Here is a 15300-nt window from a genome sequence, read left to right as displayed (position 1 = left end):
GTCGAGGTCGAGTCACGGACGCCGGAGGTGATGGGCTGCCCCGCCTGCGGCGTGATCGCGCATGCGCATGGCCGGCAGAGGGTTGAGTTGATCGACGCGCCGTGCTTCACGGCGCCGGTGAAGCTGTGGTGGCGGAAACGTCGCTGGCTGTGTCCCGAACCGATGTGCCCGGTGAACTCGTTCATGGAGCAAGACCCCGATGTGGCGCGACCCAGAGCGCTGCTCACCAGTCGCGCGACGTCGTGGGCGATCGGGCAGATGCGACGGGAGAACGCCTCCGTTCAGGGGATGGCCCGGCAGCTCGGCTGCACCTGGAGGACCCTGTGGCGAGCGGTCAAGCCGATCCTTGAAGCCGCCGCCGCCGACGAGGCCCGCTTCGCCGGGGTCACCTCGCTGGGCGTCGACGAACACATCTGGCACCACGTCTCCACCAAGCCCGTCGACCAGGGCGGACGCGGCCCGAAGGAGTTCACCGGCATGGTCGATCTCACCCGCGACAAGGACGGACACATCCGAGCCCGGCTGCTGGATCTGGTCCCGGGCCGCTCCGGTGAGGCCTACAAGACCTGGCTGCGTGACCGCGGCGACACGTTCCGCAAAGGCGTCGAGATCGCCACCCTGGACCCGTTCCACGGCTACAAGAACGCCATCAACGACCAGTTGGAGGACGCCGTCGCGGTGCTCGACGCGTTCCACGTCGTCAAGCTCGCCACGGCCGCGGTCGATGAGGTCCGCCGCCGGGTCCAGCAGGACATCCACGGCCACCGCGGACGCAGAGACGATCCGCTGTATCGGATCCGCAACCTGCTGCGCGCCGGGAAGGAACACCTCACCGACCGGCAGAAGACCCGCCTGGAGACCGCGTTCACAGCCGACGACCGACACGTCGAAGTCGAGGTCGCCTGGCACTGCGCCCAACAGCTCCGCTCGGTCTACCACCAGCCCAGTCACGCCGACGGCCGCAGGGTCGCGGACAAGATCCTCGCCACGTTCCCCTCATGTCCGATCCCGGAGATCGCCCGCCTCGGCCGGACGCTGAACCAGTGGCGCGACGCGTTCCTGGGCTACTTCACCACCGGCGGCGCCAACAACGGCGGAACCGAATCCATCAACGGGTTGATCGAACTCGCACGCCGCGTCGCCCGAGGGTTCCGCGACCCCGACAACTACCGCCTCAGAATGCTCCTCATCGGCGGCGGTCTACGACTATCACCCCACGCTCAGGTACGAAGAGCCACTAAACGCTTGGTGAACTCAACCGCCTTCTCCTCCATGTCCCCAACTGTGGACTGGCCGTAGATGCTGTGAAGGTCGAGACTGATCTCATCAATTTTCGACTTATCCAGACCGCCGTAGTAAATGCGCCCTGGATAAGCGGCGATCTTGAATTTCACAAGCTCTTCCGACCAGTTGTTAAGTGGTGCGATGAGGACGTCAACCACGGTCCTCATCGCGTCCGGAGGCAGTTCCGAAAAGTCGTCTATAAATACAAATAGGTGGCGCACATGTAGCGGTTCCAACACATCCTTTAGGCCGGCGATGAGGTCTCGGAGGTTCATCGTTCGCAGAAGGATCTGTGAATACGTCGATTCAGTTTCAAGATCGAGCGACTCGGTCACCCCGCCGCTAACCTCGGCTGCTGCGCCAGTATCCGAGTTCATGCCGAGTGAACCACCGGCGCTCGTTGAGCTCGCCTCCGCTTCCCTTCTCCTGACCGCGCTCGTCCTGACTGCCTGAACATCGATAAACTCTGGGGAATCCAAGCCAGCAACGAAGGCATCGAGCTTCGTGGAAAGGCTATCGTAGTTGCCCGTGAACGCCTCTTTGACGCGCAGCTTTAGGGAGGATTCGAGTTGCTTCGCAAGGTCATCTCGTATCCCTGCGATGATCGCCTTGAGAAATGATGTCATGAGTAGAAGTCGGTTAACGCCGTCGTCGGTGAGGGCGCCCTCAATAGTTGCAAGGTTCGCCACGGCACTCGGCTCTGCCTGAGCCGACTCGAAAACGGTCTTGATGTCAACGTAGGTCGACACCACGCTCTTGTCATTCAGGAGGGCGCGAAGGAATACGGTCGACTTACCCGTCCCCTTTCGGCCTATGAGCAACGTCGTGTTAGGCCGTCGCAACTGCTTGTGAACGTGATCGTGTGGGAGCGGGTCTACGTATAGCTTTTCGATCAGATCCTCACCCTGCGCCCCTTCCAGTTCCGCGCGGCGGTACAACTTCAGGGATTGGATGGCCTCGGCAAACCTGTCCAACTCGTCCGTGTTGAACTCCGCCATCACATCTCCTTCGGTCTGCGTAGTCTTCGACGCAAGTCTGACACAGCCTGACTGGAACGACTCGCCGCTCCCTCCATCCGCATCTCGTAGGACCTACCTGGGCACGGTCTCCGCCGGGCTGCTTCCGGGGCTTTGCTGATTTGGCACTGCGGGTCGGTAGGGCCAAAATCGACCAGGGCCGTGTGCCTGACTTCAACCGATGCAAGGAGGAGATAGCACGACATCCGACTACCGAAGTTGGTGAAGATGGGCAAGCCCAGCTGCCAACACTCCCTCTTAGGCAGTCAAGTGCTTCGCTCATCCATGACAGGGCATTCTCTGGTTGCGGCTGGGTTGAGAGACTCCGACCCTACGGATCGGCACCGCCGTTCGTGGCCGACCCGTTCCGGTGCTCGCCCGGCCGTAACACCTCACGGTGCTAGGCGCGCTACAAGGCTTCAGTGCACCGTCGATGGGCCCGGCTGCAGGCGGCGCGGGCCGGCCAGGGCTGGTGTTTGGCTTCACAGCCGCGGCGTTGCTCGCGGGTGCGTTCGAGGTAGCTGGGCAGCGCGTATCGGTGCCACTCCTCCAACGCTGCAGGGTCGGTCGACTCACCCGCAAGGTATCTGCTGGCGGCCAAACTGCCGAGCTGGTGCACAAGGCTGGGGTGTTGTTCCCAGCATCGCGGGGTCAGATCGCTGCTGAACCAGGCATGTTGACTGTTGAGCCACACGACACATGATTGGAGCCACGCCCCGGTCTCTCGAAGAAGGACAGGGTCGCTAACGGTCGTGAGGTCCCAGATTCTTGGGAGGACTTCTCCCGTGGCGAGGATGTTCGCCGCGCCTTCGCCGCCCCTACCCAGAAGGGCCAGGTCGACGAGGGCAAGTTGCATGGCCTCCGTCGGTAGCGGAAAGGGCATCAGCGCGTTGTTCATACGACCTCTGCCTCGTTGCTGAGCCCCAACTGTCGGGAGTGGTGCAGCGCCAGAGCTTCCTTATCGGCCGGTCTGACGCCCGCAGGGTGTTGGGCGGCCACGGTCTTGAGCCGCGCGTCGCCTTGTTGGCTGAGGAGCCGTCGGCCACTTGTGCCATCGATGGCGCGACGGAGGCGGGCGAGGATGGGTTTGCCGTTCTCAGCGATGACCAGTGCGCTTCGGCTGGGGAGTTCTCGCAGCTGTTCTGGCCGGATGACAGGGACATCTTCGCCGTGGGTGGAGAAGGACCGGTGTCCGCCCAGTTGGTGGTTACGTCGGGTGACGCGCTTGGATCCGAGGAGGTCGCTGATCTCTTTGTTGAAGCTTGCGTCTTTCGATCCGCCGAAGACGACGAGGGTGTTGCTGAGGTCCTTGATCGAGCGAGCCTGTTGTTCGCCGAAGACGCGGACGAGTTGGCGCCACGTTTGTGATGCCCAGATGAAGGAGATGCCCATGGCTCGTTCGTTGGCCATGCGGGTGGGCAGGGTGGGCAGTGGTGCGGTGGAGGGAAGCGCTAATGCAGTGGGTGTGTGATCTTCATTGCTCGTGCGCGAGTCGGAGCCGGCGCTTCATCCGCTTAGTCCCTGCGCGCGAGTTGCCAGTGGACACTCCTTCGGGGCCAAGGGTCCCCATCGTTCGGAGAGGGTGGTCAGCGAGTTGGTCGGGACCAGCGGTGAAAGCGTCGTTGGAGTGGGGTGAATCCATGCTGTTCAGGGGCGCATGGTCAGCGCCTATACTTCAGGTTTGCACGCACGTCAGCCTGAGCTGAGCGGCCACGACGCCGACGAAGCCGACGGTGGCGACGCCAGGTCGATCCACCGAATGCCGGTGGGCAGAGCCATTGCGGCAGTGGTGCCGGTCAGAGCAAGCGTGGGAGCTGCGGCGCGGAGCACAAGGCCCGCGGCAAGGAGAATTGCACCCCGCCGCTCAGCCGATCCTGCCGCGCCGGCCGGGCCCTGGAAGCGTAGTTTCAGTGCGACGATGGTGGAGCCAGGAGCGCACTCCCAGTCACCAGTCGGGTTAGGTGAAGGGACCGTGCCAAGACGGGCGCGGCCGTATCGACGGTCATCGGGGTCCCTCCTCTTGATCGATCGCTCCCGATGCTATTATCGGTATATGACGATGTTAACGGGATTTGCGGGTGGGGCTTTGGCCGAAGGGCTGCCGGTTGCGGCGGCGTTGTTCCATGGTTTGTCTGATCCTTCCAGGTTGGCGATTTTGCAGCATCTGACGCTGGGGGAGCATCGGGTGCGTGACTTGACTGAGCATCTGGGGTTGGCGCAGTCGACTGTCAGTGGGCATTTGGCGTGTTTGCGGGAGTGCGGTTTGGTGGAGTCGAGGCCGGAAGGGAGAGCTTCGGTGTTCTCGTTGACGAACGCGCCGGAGGTCTTGGGTGTGCTGGCGGCGGCGGAGCGTCTGCTGGAGGCCACGGGTCAAGGGGTGGCGTTGTGCCCGAACTACGGCGTCGACACTGTGACCAATCCGAGTGTCGGGCAGTTGAAGAGCCATGACGCTCAGGGGGTCGCGCGATGACCGACCGTGAGGATGTGCTCGAGAGCGCCTGCGGTTGTGAGTCGCCGGCGCCTGCCAATCCCGGCAGTGGTGGTACCGGCGAGAGTGTGGAGCGGTGGTGGCAGATCCGGGATATCCAGTTCGGGCTGGTCTCTGGTGCTTTCCTGTTGGCCGGGTTCGTGTGCAGCCAGCTCGGCTGGGAAACCGCTGCGCTGATCCTTAGTGCTATCGCGCTGCTCGTGGGGGCGTCCACGTTCGTCCCCGGTGCTCTGAAGAAGCTTGTTCGGGGCAAGGTCGGGGTCGGTCTCCTGATGACGATCGGTGCGGTCGGCGCGACGCTGCTCGGTCAGGTCGAGGAGGCGGCCATGCTGGCCTTCCTGTTCTCGCTGGCCGAGGGCCTGGAGGACTACTCGATCGCCAAGACCCGTCATGGGCTACGGGCCCTGCTCGACCTCGTCCCGCGCGAAGCTACGATCCGCCGCGAGGGGCGCGATGTCCTGGTCGGTGTCGACGACCTGGTGGTCGGTGACCTCCTGATCGTGAAACCGGGCGAGCGGCTCGCCACAGACGGGACAGTCCGCGCGGGCCGCACCGCGTTGGACACGTCGGCCATCACCGGCGAGTCGATGCCGGTCGAGGTGGGGCCCGGCCGGGAAGTGTTTGCCGGTTCGATCAACGGCTCGGGTGCGCTGGAGGTGGAAGTCACCGCCGACGCGCAGGACAACTCGCTGGCACGGATCGTGCACATCGTCGAGGCGGAACAGTCCCGCAAGGGCGACACCCAACGCCTGGCTGACCGGATCGCCAAGCCCCTGGTGCCCGGCATCCTGATCGCTGCGACACTCACCGCCGTGATCGGTTCCTTGCTGGGGGATCCTTCCGTGTGGCTCGCGCGGGCGTTGGTGATGGTGGTGGCCGCCTCGCCCTGTGCGTTGGCGATCTCCGTTCCTGTAACGGTGGTGGCCTCCATCGGCGCCGCGAGCCGGCGCGGCATCCTGGTCAAGGGCGGAGCGGCCATGGAGACCCTCGGCCGGGTGCGGACCGTCGCCCTGGACAAAACCGGCACCCTCACCCGCAACCAGCCGGCCGTGATCGCCGTCGTCGCCGTCCCCGGCTACTCCCGCGGCGATGTCCTAAAGCTCGCGGCAGCGCTCGAAATTCGGAGCGAGCATCCGCTGGCTCGAGCAATCCTGGCCGAGGTCGACGACGTGGGAGTTGCGGAGGAGGTCTCAGCCGAGGTTGGGGCAGGGCTGACCGGCAGGGTCGATGGCCGTCGGGTGCGCTTGGGTCGCCCCGGTTGGATTGATCCCGAGCCGGTGGCCGAGGACGTGGCGCGGATGCAGCAGGCGGGAGCGACGGCCGTACTGGTCGAGGTGGAGGGACGCGTGGTGGGGGCGATCGCCGTGCGTGATGAGTTGCGACCTGAGGCGCCCGAGGTGGTGACGCAGTTGCGATCCGCTGGATACACGGTTGTGATGCTCACCGGTGACAACGAACTCACCGCCCGTGCGCTGGCCCACGAGGCGGGAATCGGGCTGGTGCATGCCGAGCTGCGGCCCGAGGACAAGTCGGCCGCCATCGAGCGTCTCCGCCGCTCGGGTCAGGCCACAGCAATGGTCGGCGATGGCGTCAACGACGCCCCCGCGTTGGCCACGGCCGATCTCGGGGTGGCGATGGGAGCGATGGGCACCGACGTGGCCATCGAGACCGCGGACGTCGCCCTCATGGGCGATGACCTGCGGCTCCTCCCGCAAGCCTTCGATCACGCTCGTCGAACCCGCCAGATCATGCTGCAAAACGTCATCCTGTCGATCGCGCTGATCACCATCCTCATCCCCTTCGCATTGTTCGGGGTCCTCGGTCTGGCGGCCGTCGTCCTCGTCCACGAACTGGCGGAGGTCATCGTCATCGGCAACGGCATGCGCGCCAGCCGCGGCACCGCTTTCCCACCGCTCGCAGCCCCACGCCGAACTCCTGCGACAGAGTCGGTTTCGGTATGAGCGGGAACCATGACCACAGCCATAACCTCGGACCGGATCACAGGAAGCCACTGGCCGTAGTCCTCGGGATCACTGTCACGGTGATGCTGGTGGAAGTCGTCGGGGCGGCCGTCACGGGGAGCTTGGCCCTGCTCGCCGATGCCGGCCACATGCTGACCGACGTGGCCGGGCTCACGATGGCGCTGGTGGCGGCAGCCCTGAGCCGTCGCCCACCCACGCCGAGCCGAACGTGGGGGTTTCTGCGGGTGGAGATTCTCAGCGCGGCAGCCCAAGCCTTGCTGCTATTCGGCGTGGGGATATTCATCCTCATCGAGGCGGTACGTCGCCTGCTCGAACCTCCGGGAGTGGCGACGACCGGAATGATCGTCTTCGGGTTGATCGGACTCGGCGGCAACATCATCGGGATGCTGATCCTGTACCGATCGCGGCAGACGAACCTGAATATGCGAGCCGCCTTCCTCGAGGTCGTCAACGATGCACTCGGATCCGTTGCCGTCCTGGCAGCCGCGGTCGTGATAGCCGCGACAGGCTTCGAGCGCGCTGACGCCATCGCCTCGCTGATCGTGGTTGCGCTGATCGTTCCCCGGACCGTCCGCATCGGCCGCGATGCACTCCATGTGCTGCTGGAATCGACCCCGCCAGGGGTGGACCTGGCTGCGGTACGAACCAGCATCCAAGGCCTGGCCCACGTGCATGACGTGCACGACCTGCACGCCACCCAGATCGCCACAGGGGTTCCCGTGCTCACCGCGCACGTGGTAGTCGACGACTCCTGCTTCCACGACGGCCACCTCATGCAGATGCTCGACCAAGTCCAAACCGAACTTCGAGAAGCCTTCGCCATCGAGCACACCACCATCCAATTCGAGGCCGTGACCCACTCCGCGCACGAGTACGCAACCCACGGCTGACGCCACTATCGCGCCGCGAACCCAGGGGGGTCTGCTGCGCACGCAGGTGACAGCCGAATGTATGGACCGTTTGTTCCCGTTGGAAGTTACGGGCGGGGTCGACTTGGATTGCGGGACCTCTTTAGTGCGGTCCTTCGAAGTCTCGCGTTCGTAGAGACCAGCCCCTCTGGCGGGACCGTCAGCCGGCGAGCATCTCCTTCATCTCGGTGATCTCGGCCTCCTGATCGGAGATGATCTTCTCGGCGAGGGCGAGAGCTTCGGGATTCTCACCGTCGGCGAGTTCGGCCTCGGCCATCTCCACCGCGCCTTGGTGGTGGGCGATCATGCCCTCGAGGAAGGCGGCGTCGAACTCCTCGCCGGAAAGGCCCTCGAGATGCGTCATCATCTCCTCCTGGCTCATGCCGTTCATGTCCATGCCATCCATGTCCATGCCACCGTGATCCATCGGTTCAACGTCCTCGCCCCACACCTCCAGCCAGGCGGTCATCTTCTCGATCTCGGGGCCCTGCGCCTGCGCGATCCGCTCGGCGAGCTCGACGACGTCGGGGTTCTCGGCCTTGTCGATGGCCAGTTCGGCCATTTCGATGGCGCCCTCGTGGTGAACGATCATCATCTGGGCGAAGGTGGTGTCGGCGTCGTTGTGGGCCTCGGAGGCTTGCGCATCGGTGGTGGCGGGCGCCGTGGCCGCCGGGGTCGCCGACGCGGTGGTGGGTTCGGTCTCCGATTCCGCGCAGCCTGCGAGGGAAGCGGCCGCGAGCAGCGCGCCGAGCGTCGTGGCGAGGAGCTTTTTGCGTGACATGGTCGATCTCCGTTTCCGCGGGGCTGGGAAACCCGCGATGTCCAAGGTAGGAAGGTGCGGGCGAAGGAACCGTTCAGAAATGGTCAAGAAACGGTCAAGACAGCGGCCGGTCCGGTCCGGCCGTGGCGGGCAGGACGAGCGTGAATGTGGTTCCTCCTCCGGGCCCGGGGCTTGTGACGGTGAGCGAACCCCCGTGCGCTCGGGCCAGGCTGCGGGAGATGGTGAGGCCGATGCCGGAGCCGCCGGCGTCCCAGGCTCGGGACGTGTCGGTGCGGTAGAACCTGTCGAATACCTGGTCGCGTTGATCGGCCGTCAGTCCGTCCCCCGTGTCCGTGACCGTGATCCGGGTCTCGGCGCGCACCGTCTGCGCGTCGACCGCGACGCGCCCCCCGGCGGGGGTATGTCGCAGCGCGTTCTCGAGGAGGTTGCCGAGTATCTGGCCAACGCGTTGGGTGTCGGCGACGACGATGCCGCCGTCGGCCGTGCCCGCGAGTTCCACATCCTTCGCCGTGTAGCGGGGCCGGAACGTGGCGACCGCCTGCTCGACGAGCAGCGCTACGGGCACGGGATGCCGGTCGAGCTCGAACCGGCCTTCCTCGGCGCGGGAGACGTCGTTGAGGTCGTTGGCGATCCGCTGCAGCCGTGCCGCTTGTTGGGCCAACAGTTCGTGGCCCTCGCGGTCCCAGGGGACGAGTCCGTCACCGATGGCCTCGAGTTCGGCGGTCAGGGTCGACAGTGGTGTGCGCAGTTCGTGGGCGACGTCGGACAGCAGTCTTCTTCGGCTCTCTTCGGTTGCGTCGAGCCGCTGCGCCATGCCGTTGAAGGCTTCCGCGACGGCGTCGAATTCGGGACTTCCCGTGCCCACCGGCACCCTCGCGACGTAATCGCCGGACTCCAGACGTCTGGCTGCCGAGTTCAGTTCGTCGAGGGGCCGCCGGAGCCGTCGTGTCTCCCACCAGGCGAGCAGCGTCGCCAGACCGAGCGCGACGACGAGTCCCGCGCCCAGCGAGCGGACGCCCGCATCGAGGAACGCCTGTTCGACGTGCGCCATCTCGGCCGAGCCGCCGGTATGGCCGAGTTCCAGCAGGTGCTCGTGGAAGAGCGGCGGGCCGACGACGAGCGCGACGATCCCCGCAGACAGCACACTGGCGGCGACGACCAGCGCGAACGCTAGGAAGGTTCGCGTTCCCCACGCGATGCCGCGACGCTCCGCGGCGGCCATCAGCCCTGTCCCATCCGGTAGCCCACACCACGCACGGTGAGGATGAAGCGCGGCTCGGCCGGGGGATCGTCGAGCTTCTTGCGGAGGTTGGCGACGTGGACATCGACGACGTGCTCGTCGCCCACCCAGCCCGGTCCCCACACCTCGTCGATGATCTGGCGACGGCTGAGCGCGAGGTTGGGGCTGGCGGACAGCGCGTCGAGGATGTCGAACTCTGTGCGCGTGAGGACGACCGGTTCGTCGCCCAGCCACGCATCACGGCCGCCGGCGTCGATGCGCAGCAGCCCGACCTCGCGCGCGGCGTGCACCGCGGGGGGATGCGTCCGGCGACGCGGACGGCGCAACATCGCCTGCACCCGCGCGACCAGTTCCCGCGGGCTGAACGGTTTGGTGATGTAGTCGTCGGCGCCAACGGACAGGCCGATCACTTTGTCCATCTCATCCACGCGCGCGGTCAGCATAATGATGTAACAGTCGGAGAAGGTCCTGATCCGGCGACAGACCTCGACGCCGTCCATGCCGGGCAGCCCGAGGTCGAGGATCACCACCTCCGGGTCCAGTTCCTCGGCGAGGCGCACCCCGTCGGGCCCGGCGTAGGCCTCGGCCGTCTGGAACTGCGCCTGTCGGAGGTAGGACGCGACGATGCCCGCCAGGGGGCGTTCATCGTCGATGATCAGGGCCTTCGCCGGTGCGGTGTCTGTCATGCGGCCAGTATGGCCGCACGTCGTAGTCGTACCGGACACTGGTGGTGCGGTAGCGGAATCCTTTGCCGAATCTTGACCGGGGCTGGATCTCGTCTGAACACAAGGGCGAGAGTCTGGCAACGTGAACGAGACCCTCCAGACAGCCCTCGTCGGCAGCCCGACGACGACCCGACCACGGATGACCCTGGTCACCGCGCCCGCCTGCCACTTCTGTGAGGACGCCCACGAACGACTCGGCGTACTTGAGAGCCGCGGCCTCCTCACCCTCACGCTCGTCGCGGCGGAGTCCCCGGACGGGCAGGCGCTCATCGGGAAACACCGCCCTGGCATGTTCCCCCTCATGCTTCTGGACGGCAACTACTTCCACGACGGGCGGCTGCCGCGCGGCAAGCTGGCCCGACTCGTCCAGCAGCTGGAAGCCTCCTGATATGGGTGCCGACCTACTGAGCGCTGGCGGCGTGCTCGCCGCGTTTCTCGCTGGCGGCGTGGCGTTGTTCGCGCCGTGCTGCATCGTGTTCCTTGCCCCCAGCTACCTTGCGGCCGCCGCCAAGAACCGTCGCTGGCGGCTGCTGCCGCTGACGTTCGTGTTTGCCGCGGGTCTCGCGCTCGTCCTCGTCCCGATCACGATGGGCGTGAGCTTGATCGCCGGCGCGATCGCGAAGTACCACGTCGTTCTCTACTGGGCCGGCGGACTTCTGATGATCGGGCTCGGGCTGCTGGCGCTGTCGGGGGCGATGTGGTCCATGCCGTCGTTCCTCAGGGCGCCGGACACCGCGCGTAACGACACCGCAACGTTCTTCAGCCTCGGCGTGTTCTCGGGTATCGCGTCGAGTTGCTGCGCGCCGGTGCTCGTCGGCGTGATGACGCTGTCCGCGCTCTCCGGCTCCGCGATCGGCGGCCTTGTCCTCGGCCTCGCCTACGTCTTCGGCATGGTCATCCCGCTGTTCGTGATGGCGCTGCTGTGGGACAAGCGGCCCGATGGGATGCGCGGATTCCTCCGGGCCAGGCCGGTCCGGTTCCGACTTGGCCGGTTCACCCTCGCGACGAACACCGTCAACCTGCTCGTCGCCGTCGGCTTCGTAATCATGGGCATCGCGGTCATCGCGCAGGCGGGCGCGACCGAGATGACCGGTGCCGACGCCCCGCTCGTCGGCATGGGCGCCTGGCTGGGCGAGGTCTTCGCCTGGCTGCTCGTCGTTACTGCCCCGATCCCCGAATTCGTACTCGGCATCGCCCTGCTCGCCATGGTCGCGGTCTTCGTCCTGGTGACGCTCCGGGACAAGACTCGTGGCCCCAAGTCGGTCACTTCCACTGGTGAAGGTGGCAACGAATGCTGCAGCACCGACTCCGATGGCCACCACACCGAGGTGCCCGCCGGCACCGCGATCCCGAAAGAACCGAAATGACGCAGACGAAACATCGCCCAGATGGCCTCTCCGCACGGGCGCGCGTGCGCGCTGAGCAGCAACAGGACCAGGTGCGGGCCAAACGCAACCGGACGATCCGACGCGCCCTTGGCGCACTGGTGCTCGTGGTGATCCTCGGTGTCACCGGCTATGGACTCTGGTCCGCGCGACCCGTGGAAGACGCCACCGACGTGGTGGCACCGGACTTCACCCTCCCAACAACCGACGGCCAAACCGTCAGCCTGAGCGCATTGCGGGGTGGGCCGGTCATCCTCTACTTCAACGAAGGCGCCGGCTGCGCGTCGTGCACCGCGCAGATGCGGGAAATCGAGAAGTTTGCCGGGATCGAAGAGGCCGGCATCACGGTGCTGCCGATCGTCATGAATACCGCCGAACAGATCCGCCCGGATCTGGAGTACTTCGGCGTCACCACACCGTATCTGCTCGACGACGGCACCGTCTCGGCTGCCTATGACGTGCTCGGTAAGGGCATGCACGAGGGTCTACCGGGACACGGGTTCGTCCTCATCGATCCGGAAGGAGTGCAGCGTTGGTCGGGCGATTATCCGTCGATGTGGCTCGAGCCGAGTGCGCTCCTGGATGAGGCGAATCGGCGCCTGGATCTCGACTGACGGGGCCTATCGTTGCACGGAGACCGCCAGCAAAGCGTCGAGAGGCCGGTCCCGCCTCAACCTCGCCCTGGTCTCGCGCTCACAGACGCACCAGAGGCCCTGTGCGGCCACCGACAGGAGAATCATTGGGGCAGCGACGCGGTCAGGCCGCCGCGCTCAGCCCTCTGGACATCTCCGTTGTGCTGGCTCCTCGTACCCCGGCACGGGGCGAGCGGCGGCCTCCTCGACGGTGGCGGCGATGCCGTTCTCCTCGATGTCCTTGATCAGCCAGTCCATCTCGAAGATCTCGCGACGTTGCGCCTCGCTGATCTCGACGGCGAGCTCGCAGACCCGGGCATCTTCGATCCCGGCCCGCTCCGACCGTGTGATCGCGAGCGAGTGGTGGGGAATCATGCCGCGCATGAAGGCCTGGTCGTCGACTGTCATCTGACTGCGGTCGAGGAAGGCACCGCCTCCGAGCAGCAGCAGGCTCACCACCACGATGATGATGTTCGCCTTGGCGTTCTTGTACATGTTGAGCATCCAGGCGAGCATGACCAACCCCATCGCGCCGCCCATGGTGAGTGCCATGAAGATGCGGCTCTGGCTGAACCTGATGTGGCTCCACTCCCACGAGCCGACGAACATGGTGAAGTACATCACCACCATGCCGGTCAGGATCATGGCCCCGAACCGGAGATACATCTTCTTCTCGTGGTGGGATTTCGAATCGTGGTTGACGTCGTTGTTCTGTCGTTCGTCGCGTTTGGGGGACATGCTGAGCGATCCTTCCCGTCGTCTCGCTCAGCACTCTAGACCTGGAAAGGTTCGGTCGGGATCCTGCCGCTAAGTGGCGGCCCGGTGGGGGAGCATCCCAGTTGCTAGTCCGTCGAACTGAGGGGGGAGGCCAAGGCGTCCGGGCGATGTGTCAGGGGTGCTCTCGGAGCGGTGATTGCTGAACCCCTTCCGTTTGACGGTTCAGTGGCGGTGGCGGGAGCCGGGCATGCGATGCATGAACAGCATCATGCCCATGCAGACCAAGCCCACGATCAGGGTGCCGCCGCCCGCACCGCGGGTCAGTGACCACAGGCCCAGTGCCACCAAGGGGAGGCACATCAGGAGCATGTGCCAGTGGTGCCCGCGGTGGCGCGATGGGGATTGGCCGGGCTCGGCGTCGCTGCCGGTCGGATGAGGATGCTGGTCGGCGGTATCGGTGTGCGGGTAGCCATGGTGTGTCATGGGTTGGGTCCTTTCATGGAAGACTCAGGGGTGGACGGGCAGTTGCGCTCCGGTGCGCACTCGAGGACTTCGTCGGGCGGGAGGGGGCTGCGCAGGGTGCCTCATTGTGAGTTCGAAGCCCACGTTCCCCAGCCGCGCGCGCAGCTCTGAACCGGTCGCGGCGTCAGCCGGCGTGACGGTAAGGAGTGATTCGCCGGATGGGATGAGACTCATCTTGACGCGCCGGATGCCGGGCAAGGCCCGGACGGCCTCGAGCGCACTTACCAGGCAGCGGTTGCAGGTGAGTCCGCGTACCCCGTAGGTGGTCTGGTTCCTGTTCGTCATGTCCACACTCCAACTCGTCTGCTAGTTCCCATGATCAACCGGCGGTGTTGAGACTTGGTATGGCTGGGATCAAGTTCGCGACAAGACTGGCGCTCGCTGCGCCTGCTGGCTCGTTCTCCCTTCCCGCCGCGCCTGCCCACTTGGCGGGTCGGCCGCGTTGTGCCCCTCCGTTGGGGGTGAGCCGGTGCCGTCGGCAGCCGGTGCAGCGTTCGGGCACGGCGGGACGGGCGATACGGGGTGTTCCGGGAGTGTTGTTACCGCGTCACAGCGACGAGACGCGGCCGGCCGTCCTCCCTAACATCGGTCGACGTGGTGGAGTCGGTCACCACCCAGTCCATGGTTGAAGGATCCGCTTCGGCGCGGACCGCCGTGGTGGTGGGGGTTCCGGGAGGCGAGGCGCCTTCAGAGGGCGCTGTGCGGCTCGGTGGTGGTGGGGTGTGGCGGTCGTAGGGTGATCCACATCGCCGCCAGCACGGCGAGGAGCCCGAGCGCGGTCCACCCGCGCGGGCGTTCACCGAGCAGGGCGGCGGCCAGGACGATGCCCAGGATGGGGGTGAGGAAGGTCCAAGTGGTCAGGGTGTCCAGGCGGCTGTGGCGGGCCTCGGCGAACCACGCCACCGTGGTCGCCGCGGTGCCCACCAGCGCGAGGAACGCCAGCGACAGGACGAAGCGGGGGGTCCAGGCGATCACCGGTGCGCCCTCTGCGGCCGCTGCCAACACCACCAGCCCGGCTCCGCCGATCAGTAGGTGCCACGCGGTTGCCGTGACCAGGTCCAGCCCGGCCAGGCGGCGGGACAGCAGCGTGCCGGCGGTCACGGCCGCCGCCGAGAGCAGCGATAGGGTCGCGCCGCTACCCCCGCCGCCGGGTACCGCGACCAGGACGAGTCCGGCGAAGCCGACGACGAGGGCGGCCGTCGTCCGGGTGGAGAGCCGCTCGCCGTAGAGCCGCCAGGCCGGTAGGAGGATCAGGAGGGGCTGGGCGTTGGCGAGCACCGCGGCGGTGCCGGTCGCGCCACCAGCGACCCCGGCGAACATGGTGGCGAAGGCGAGGGTGACGTTGACCAGCCCGAGGACCGTGACCAGGCCCCAGGCACGTGCGCCGCGCGGGGGCGGGCGGTGCTGGATGGAGCCCAGGGCCAGCAGGGCGAGGCCGGCCACGAGGGCACGCAGTGCGGCGTACCACAGCAGCGGGGCGTCGCGCAGCCCCCATTCGATCACGACGAAGCACGCCCCCCAGGCGGCGGTGATCCACAGCATCCGCAACGGCTTCGGTCCCCGGGCCACCGCTCCGGCCGGCGCAGCGGTGGTGCCAACAGGGACGTCCACGCCATCCCC

Annotated in this window: 14 protein-coding genes and 1 pseudogene; 7 read left to right on the top strand and 8 right to left on the bottom strand. The window is 66.3% G+C overall.

All coding sequences use genetic code 11. The annotated features are described in order from the left end of the window. The first annotated feature begins 30 nt into the window (after nt 1-30). Nucleotides 31-1299, top strand: coding sequence for an ISL3 family transposase (locus tag ACZK4S_RS14455; protein WP_463644760.1), 1269 nt, complete (start codon nt 31-33; stop codon nt 1297-1299). Here ACZK4S_RS14455 and ACZK4S_RS14450 read toward each other — a convergent pair. Next, complete coding sequence (locus tag ACZK4S_RS14450; RefSeq protein WP_463644758.1) at nt 1221-2282, bottom strand: hypothetical protein; 1062 nt, start codon at nt 2280-2282, stop codon at nt 1221-1223. The two genes, ACZK4S_RS14455 and ACZK4S_RS14450, sit on opposite strands and share 79 nt — an antisense overlap. 912 nt (nt 2283-3194) lie before the next feature. Next, nucleotides 3195-3734 (bottom strand): annotated as a pseudogene (locus ACZK4S_RS14445) (type IV secretory system conjugative DNA transfer family protein); the annotation flags it as partial. Between the two features lie 619 nt (nt 3735-4353). Here ACZK4S_RS14445 and ACZK4S_RS14440 point away from each other — a divergent pair. Genes ACZK4S_RS14440 through ACZK4S_RS14430 form a run of 3 tightly spaced genes read left to right on the top strand, consistent with a single transcriptional unit; the run spans nt 4354 to nt 7660 of the window. After that, complete coding sequence (locus tag ACZK4S_RS14440) at nt 4354-4770, top strand: ArsR/SmtB family transcription factor (RefSeq protein ID WP_463644757.1); 417 nt, start codon at nt 4354-4356, stop codon at nt 4768-4770. Next, the gene (locus ACZK4S_RS14435; RefSeq protein WP_076061721.1) at nt 4767-6749 is read left to right on the top strand and encodes a heavy metal translocating P-type ATPase; all 1983 of its coding nucleotides are present in this window, start codon (nt 4767-4769) and stop codon (nt 6747-6749) included. The genes ACZK4S_RS14440 and ACZK4S_RS14435 overlap by 4 nt, the downstream gene beginning before the upstream one ends. Next, entirely contained in the window at nt 6746-7660 is a 915-nt protein-coding gene (locus tag ACZK4S_RS14430; RefSeq protein WP_076061719.1) for a cation diffusion facilitator family transporter, read from the top strand. Before ACZK4S_RS14435 ends, ACZK4S_RS14430 begins: the two co-directional genes overlap by 4 nt. A 178-nt stretch (nt 7661-7838) precedes the next feature. On the opposite strand, the gene ACZK4S_RS14425 is transcribed toward ACZK4S_RS14430, so the two are convergent. The 3 genes from ACZK4S_RS14425 to ACZK4S_RS14415 form a co-directional block, all read right to left on the bottom strand. Beyond that, entirely contained in the window at nt 7839-8459 is a 621-nt protein-coding gene (locus tag ACZK4S_RS14425) for a DUF305 domain-containing protein (RefSeq protein WP_076061717.1), read from the bottom strand. Nucleotides 8460-8553: 94 nt separating this feature from the next. Continuing rightward, on the bottom strand, nt 8554-9681 hold the full coding sequence (locus ACZK4S_RS14420; protein ID WP_463644756.1) for a sensor histidine kinase: 1128 nt from the start codon (nt 9679-9681) through the stop codon (nt 8554-8556). Continuing rightward, on the bottom strand, nt 9681-10385 hold the full coding sequence (locus tag ACZK4S_RS14415) for a response regulator transcription factor (protein WP_076061713.1): 705 nt from the start codon (nt 10383-10385) through the stop codon (nt 9681-9683). The genes ACZK4S_RS14420 and ACZK4S_RS14415 overlap by 1 nt, the downstream gene beginning before the upstream one ends. Nucleotides 10386-10506: 121 nt before the next feature. Between ACZK4S_RS14415 and ACZK4S_RS14410 the strand changes: the two genes are divergently transcribed. From ACZK4S_RS14410 to ACZK4S_RS14400, 3 genes are read left to right on the top strand one after another with little or no spacing between them, the layout of a single operon-like run. Further along, entirely contained in the window at nt 10507-10812 is a 306-nt protein-coding gene (locus tag ACZK4S_RS14410; protein WP_463644755.1) for a glutaredoxin, read from the top strand. 1 nt (nt 10813) lies between these two features. Next, nucleotides 10814-11791, top strand: a complete 978-nt coding sequence (locus tag ACZK4S_RS14405; RefSeq protein ID WP_463644754.1) for a cytochrome c biogenesis CcdA family protein — start codon at nt 10814-10816, stop codon at nt 11789-11791. Beyond that, on the top strand, nt 11788-12423 hold the full coding sequence (locus tag ACZK4S_RS14400; RefSeq protein WP_463644753.1) for a peroxiredoxin family protein: 636 nt from the start codon (nt 11788-11790) through the stop codon (nt 12421-12423). The genes ACZK4S_RS14405 and ACZK4S_RS14400 overlap by 4 nt, the downstream gene beginning before the upstream one ends. A 156-nt stretch (nt 12424-12579) precedes the next feature. On the opposite strand, the gene ACZK4S_RS14395 is transcribed toward ACZK4S_RS14400, so the two are convergent. From ACZK4S_RS14395 to ACZK4S_RS14385, 3 genes are all read right to left on the bottom strand, one after another. Further along, nucleotides 12580-13179 (bottom strand): DUF305 domain-containing protein, encoded by a 600-nt coding sequence (locus tag ACZK4S_RS14395; protein ID WP_459396587.1) that lies wholly within the window; start codon nt 13177-13179, stop codon nt 12580-12582. Nucleotides 13180-13380: 201 nt separating this feature from the next. Beyond that, on the bottom strand, nt 13381-13641 hold the full coding sequence (locus tag ACZK4S_RS14390; protein ID WP_463644752.1) for a hypothetical protein: 261 nt from the start codon (nt 13639-13641) through the stop codon (nt 13381-13383). Between the two features lie 726 nt (nt 13642-14367). Next, nucleotides 14368-15291 carry a DMT family transporter gene (locus ACZK4S_RS14385; protein WP_459396586.1) on the bottom strand — a complete coding sequence of 308 codons (924 nt, stop codon included), beginning with the start codon at nt 15289-15291 and terminating at the stop codon, nt 14368-14370. Nucleotides 15292-15300: the final 9 nt, after the last annotated feature.

It is taken from the genome of Tessaracoccus zhenghani, assembly GCF_055326325.1.
The sequence above is the reverse complement of the archived record's forward strand: the minus strand, read 5'-3'. Positions and strand labels throughout refer to the sequence as shown.

What these genes read in the sequence shown, in the direction of transcription:
- ACZK4S_RS14455 (WP_463644760.1), top strand. Translation starts at nt 31, where the DNA reads ATGGGCTGCCCCGCCTGCGGCGTGATCGCGCATGCGCATGGCCGGCAG.
- ACZK4S_RS14450 (WP_463644758.1), bottom strand. Translation starts at nt 2,282, where the DNA reads ATGGCGGAGTTCAACACGGACGAGTTGGACAGGTTTGCCGAGGCCATC.
- ACZK4S_RS14440 (WP_463644757.1), top strand. Translation starts at nt 4,354, where the DNA reads ATGACGATGTTAACGGGATTTGCGGGTGGGGCTTTGGCCGAAGGGCTG.
- ACZK4S_RS14435 (WP_076061721.1), top strand. Translation starts at nt 4,767, where the DNA reads ATGACCGACCGTGAGGATGTGCTCGAGAGCGCCTGCGGTTGTGAGTCG.
- ACZK4S_RS14430 (WP_076061719.1), top strand. Translation starts at nt 6,746, where the DNA reads ATGAGCGGGAACCATGACCACAGCCATAACCTCGGACCGGATCACAGG.
- ACZK4S_RS14425 (WP_076061717.1), bottom strand. Translation starts at nt 8,459, where the DNA reads ATGTCACGCAAAAAGCTCCTCGCCACGACGCTCGGCGCGCTGCTCGCG.
- ACZK4S_RS14420 (WP_463644756.1), bottom strand. Translation starts at nt 9,681, where the DNA reads ATGGCCGCCGCGGAGCGTCGCGGCATCGCGTGGGGAACGCGAACCTTC.
- ACZK4S_RS14415 (WP_076061713.1), bottom strand. Translation starts at nt 10,385, where the DNA reads ATGACAGACACCGCACCGGCGAAGGCCCTGATCATCGACGATGAACGC.
- ACZK4S_RS14405 (WP_463644754.1), top strand. Translation starts at nt 10,814, where the DNA reads ATGGGTGCCGACCTACTGAGCGCTGGCGGCGTGCTCGCCGCGTTTCTC.
- ACZK4S_RS14400 (WP_463644753.1), top strand. Translation starts at nt 11,788, where the DNA reads ATGACGCAGACGAAACATCGCCCAGATGGCCTCTCCGCACGGGCGCGC.
- ACZK4S_RS14395 (WP_459396587.1), bottom strand. Translation starts at nt 13,179, where the DNA reads ATGTCCCCCAAACGCGACGAACGACAGAACAACGACGTCAACCACGAT.
- ACZK4S_RS14390 (WP_463644752.1), bottom strand. Translation starts at nt 13,641, where the DNA reads ATGACACACCATGGCTACCCGCACACCGATACCGCCGACCAGCATCCT.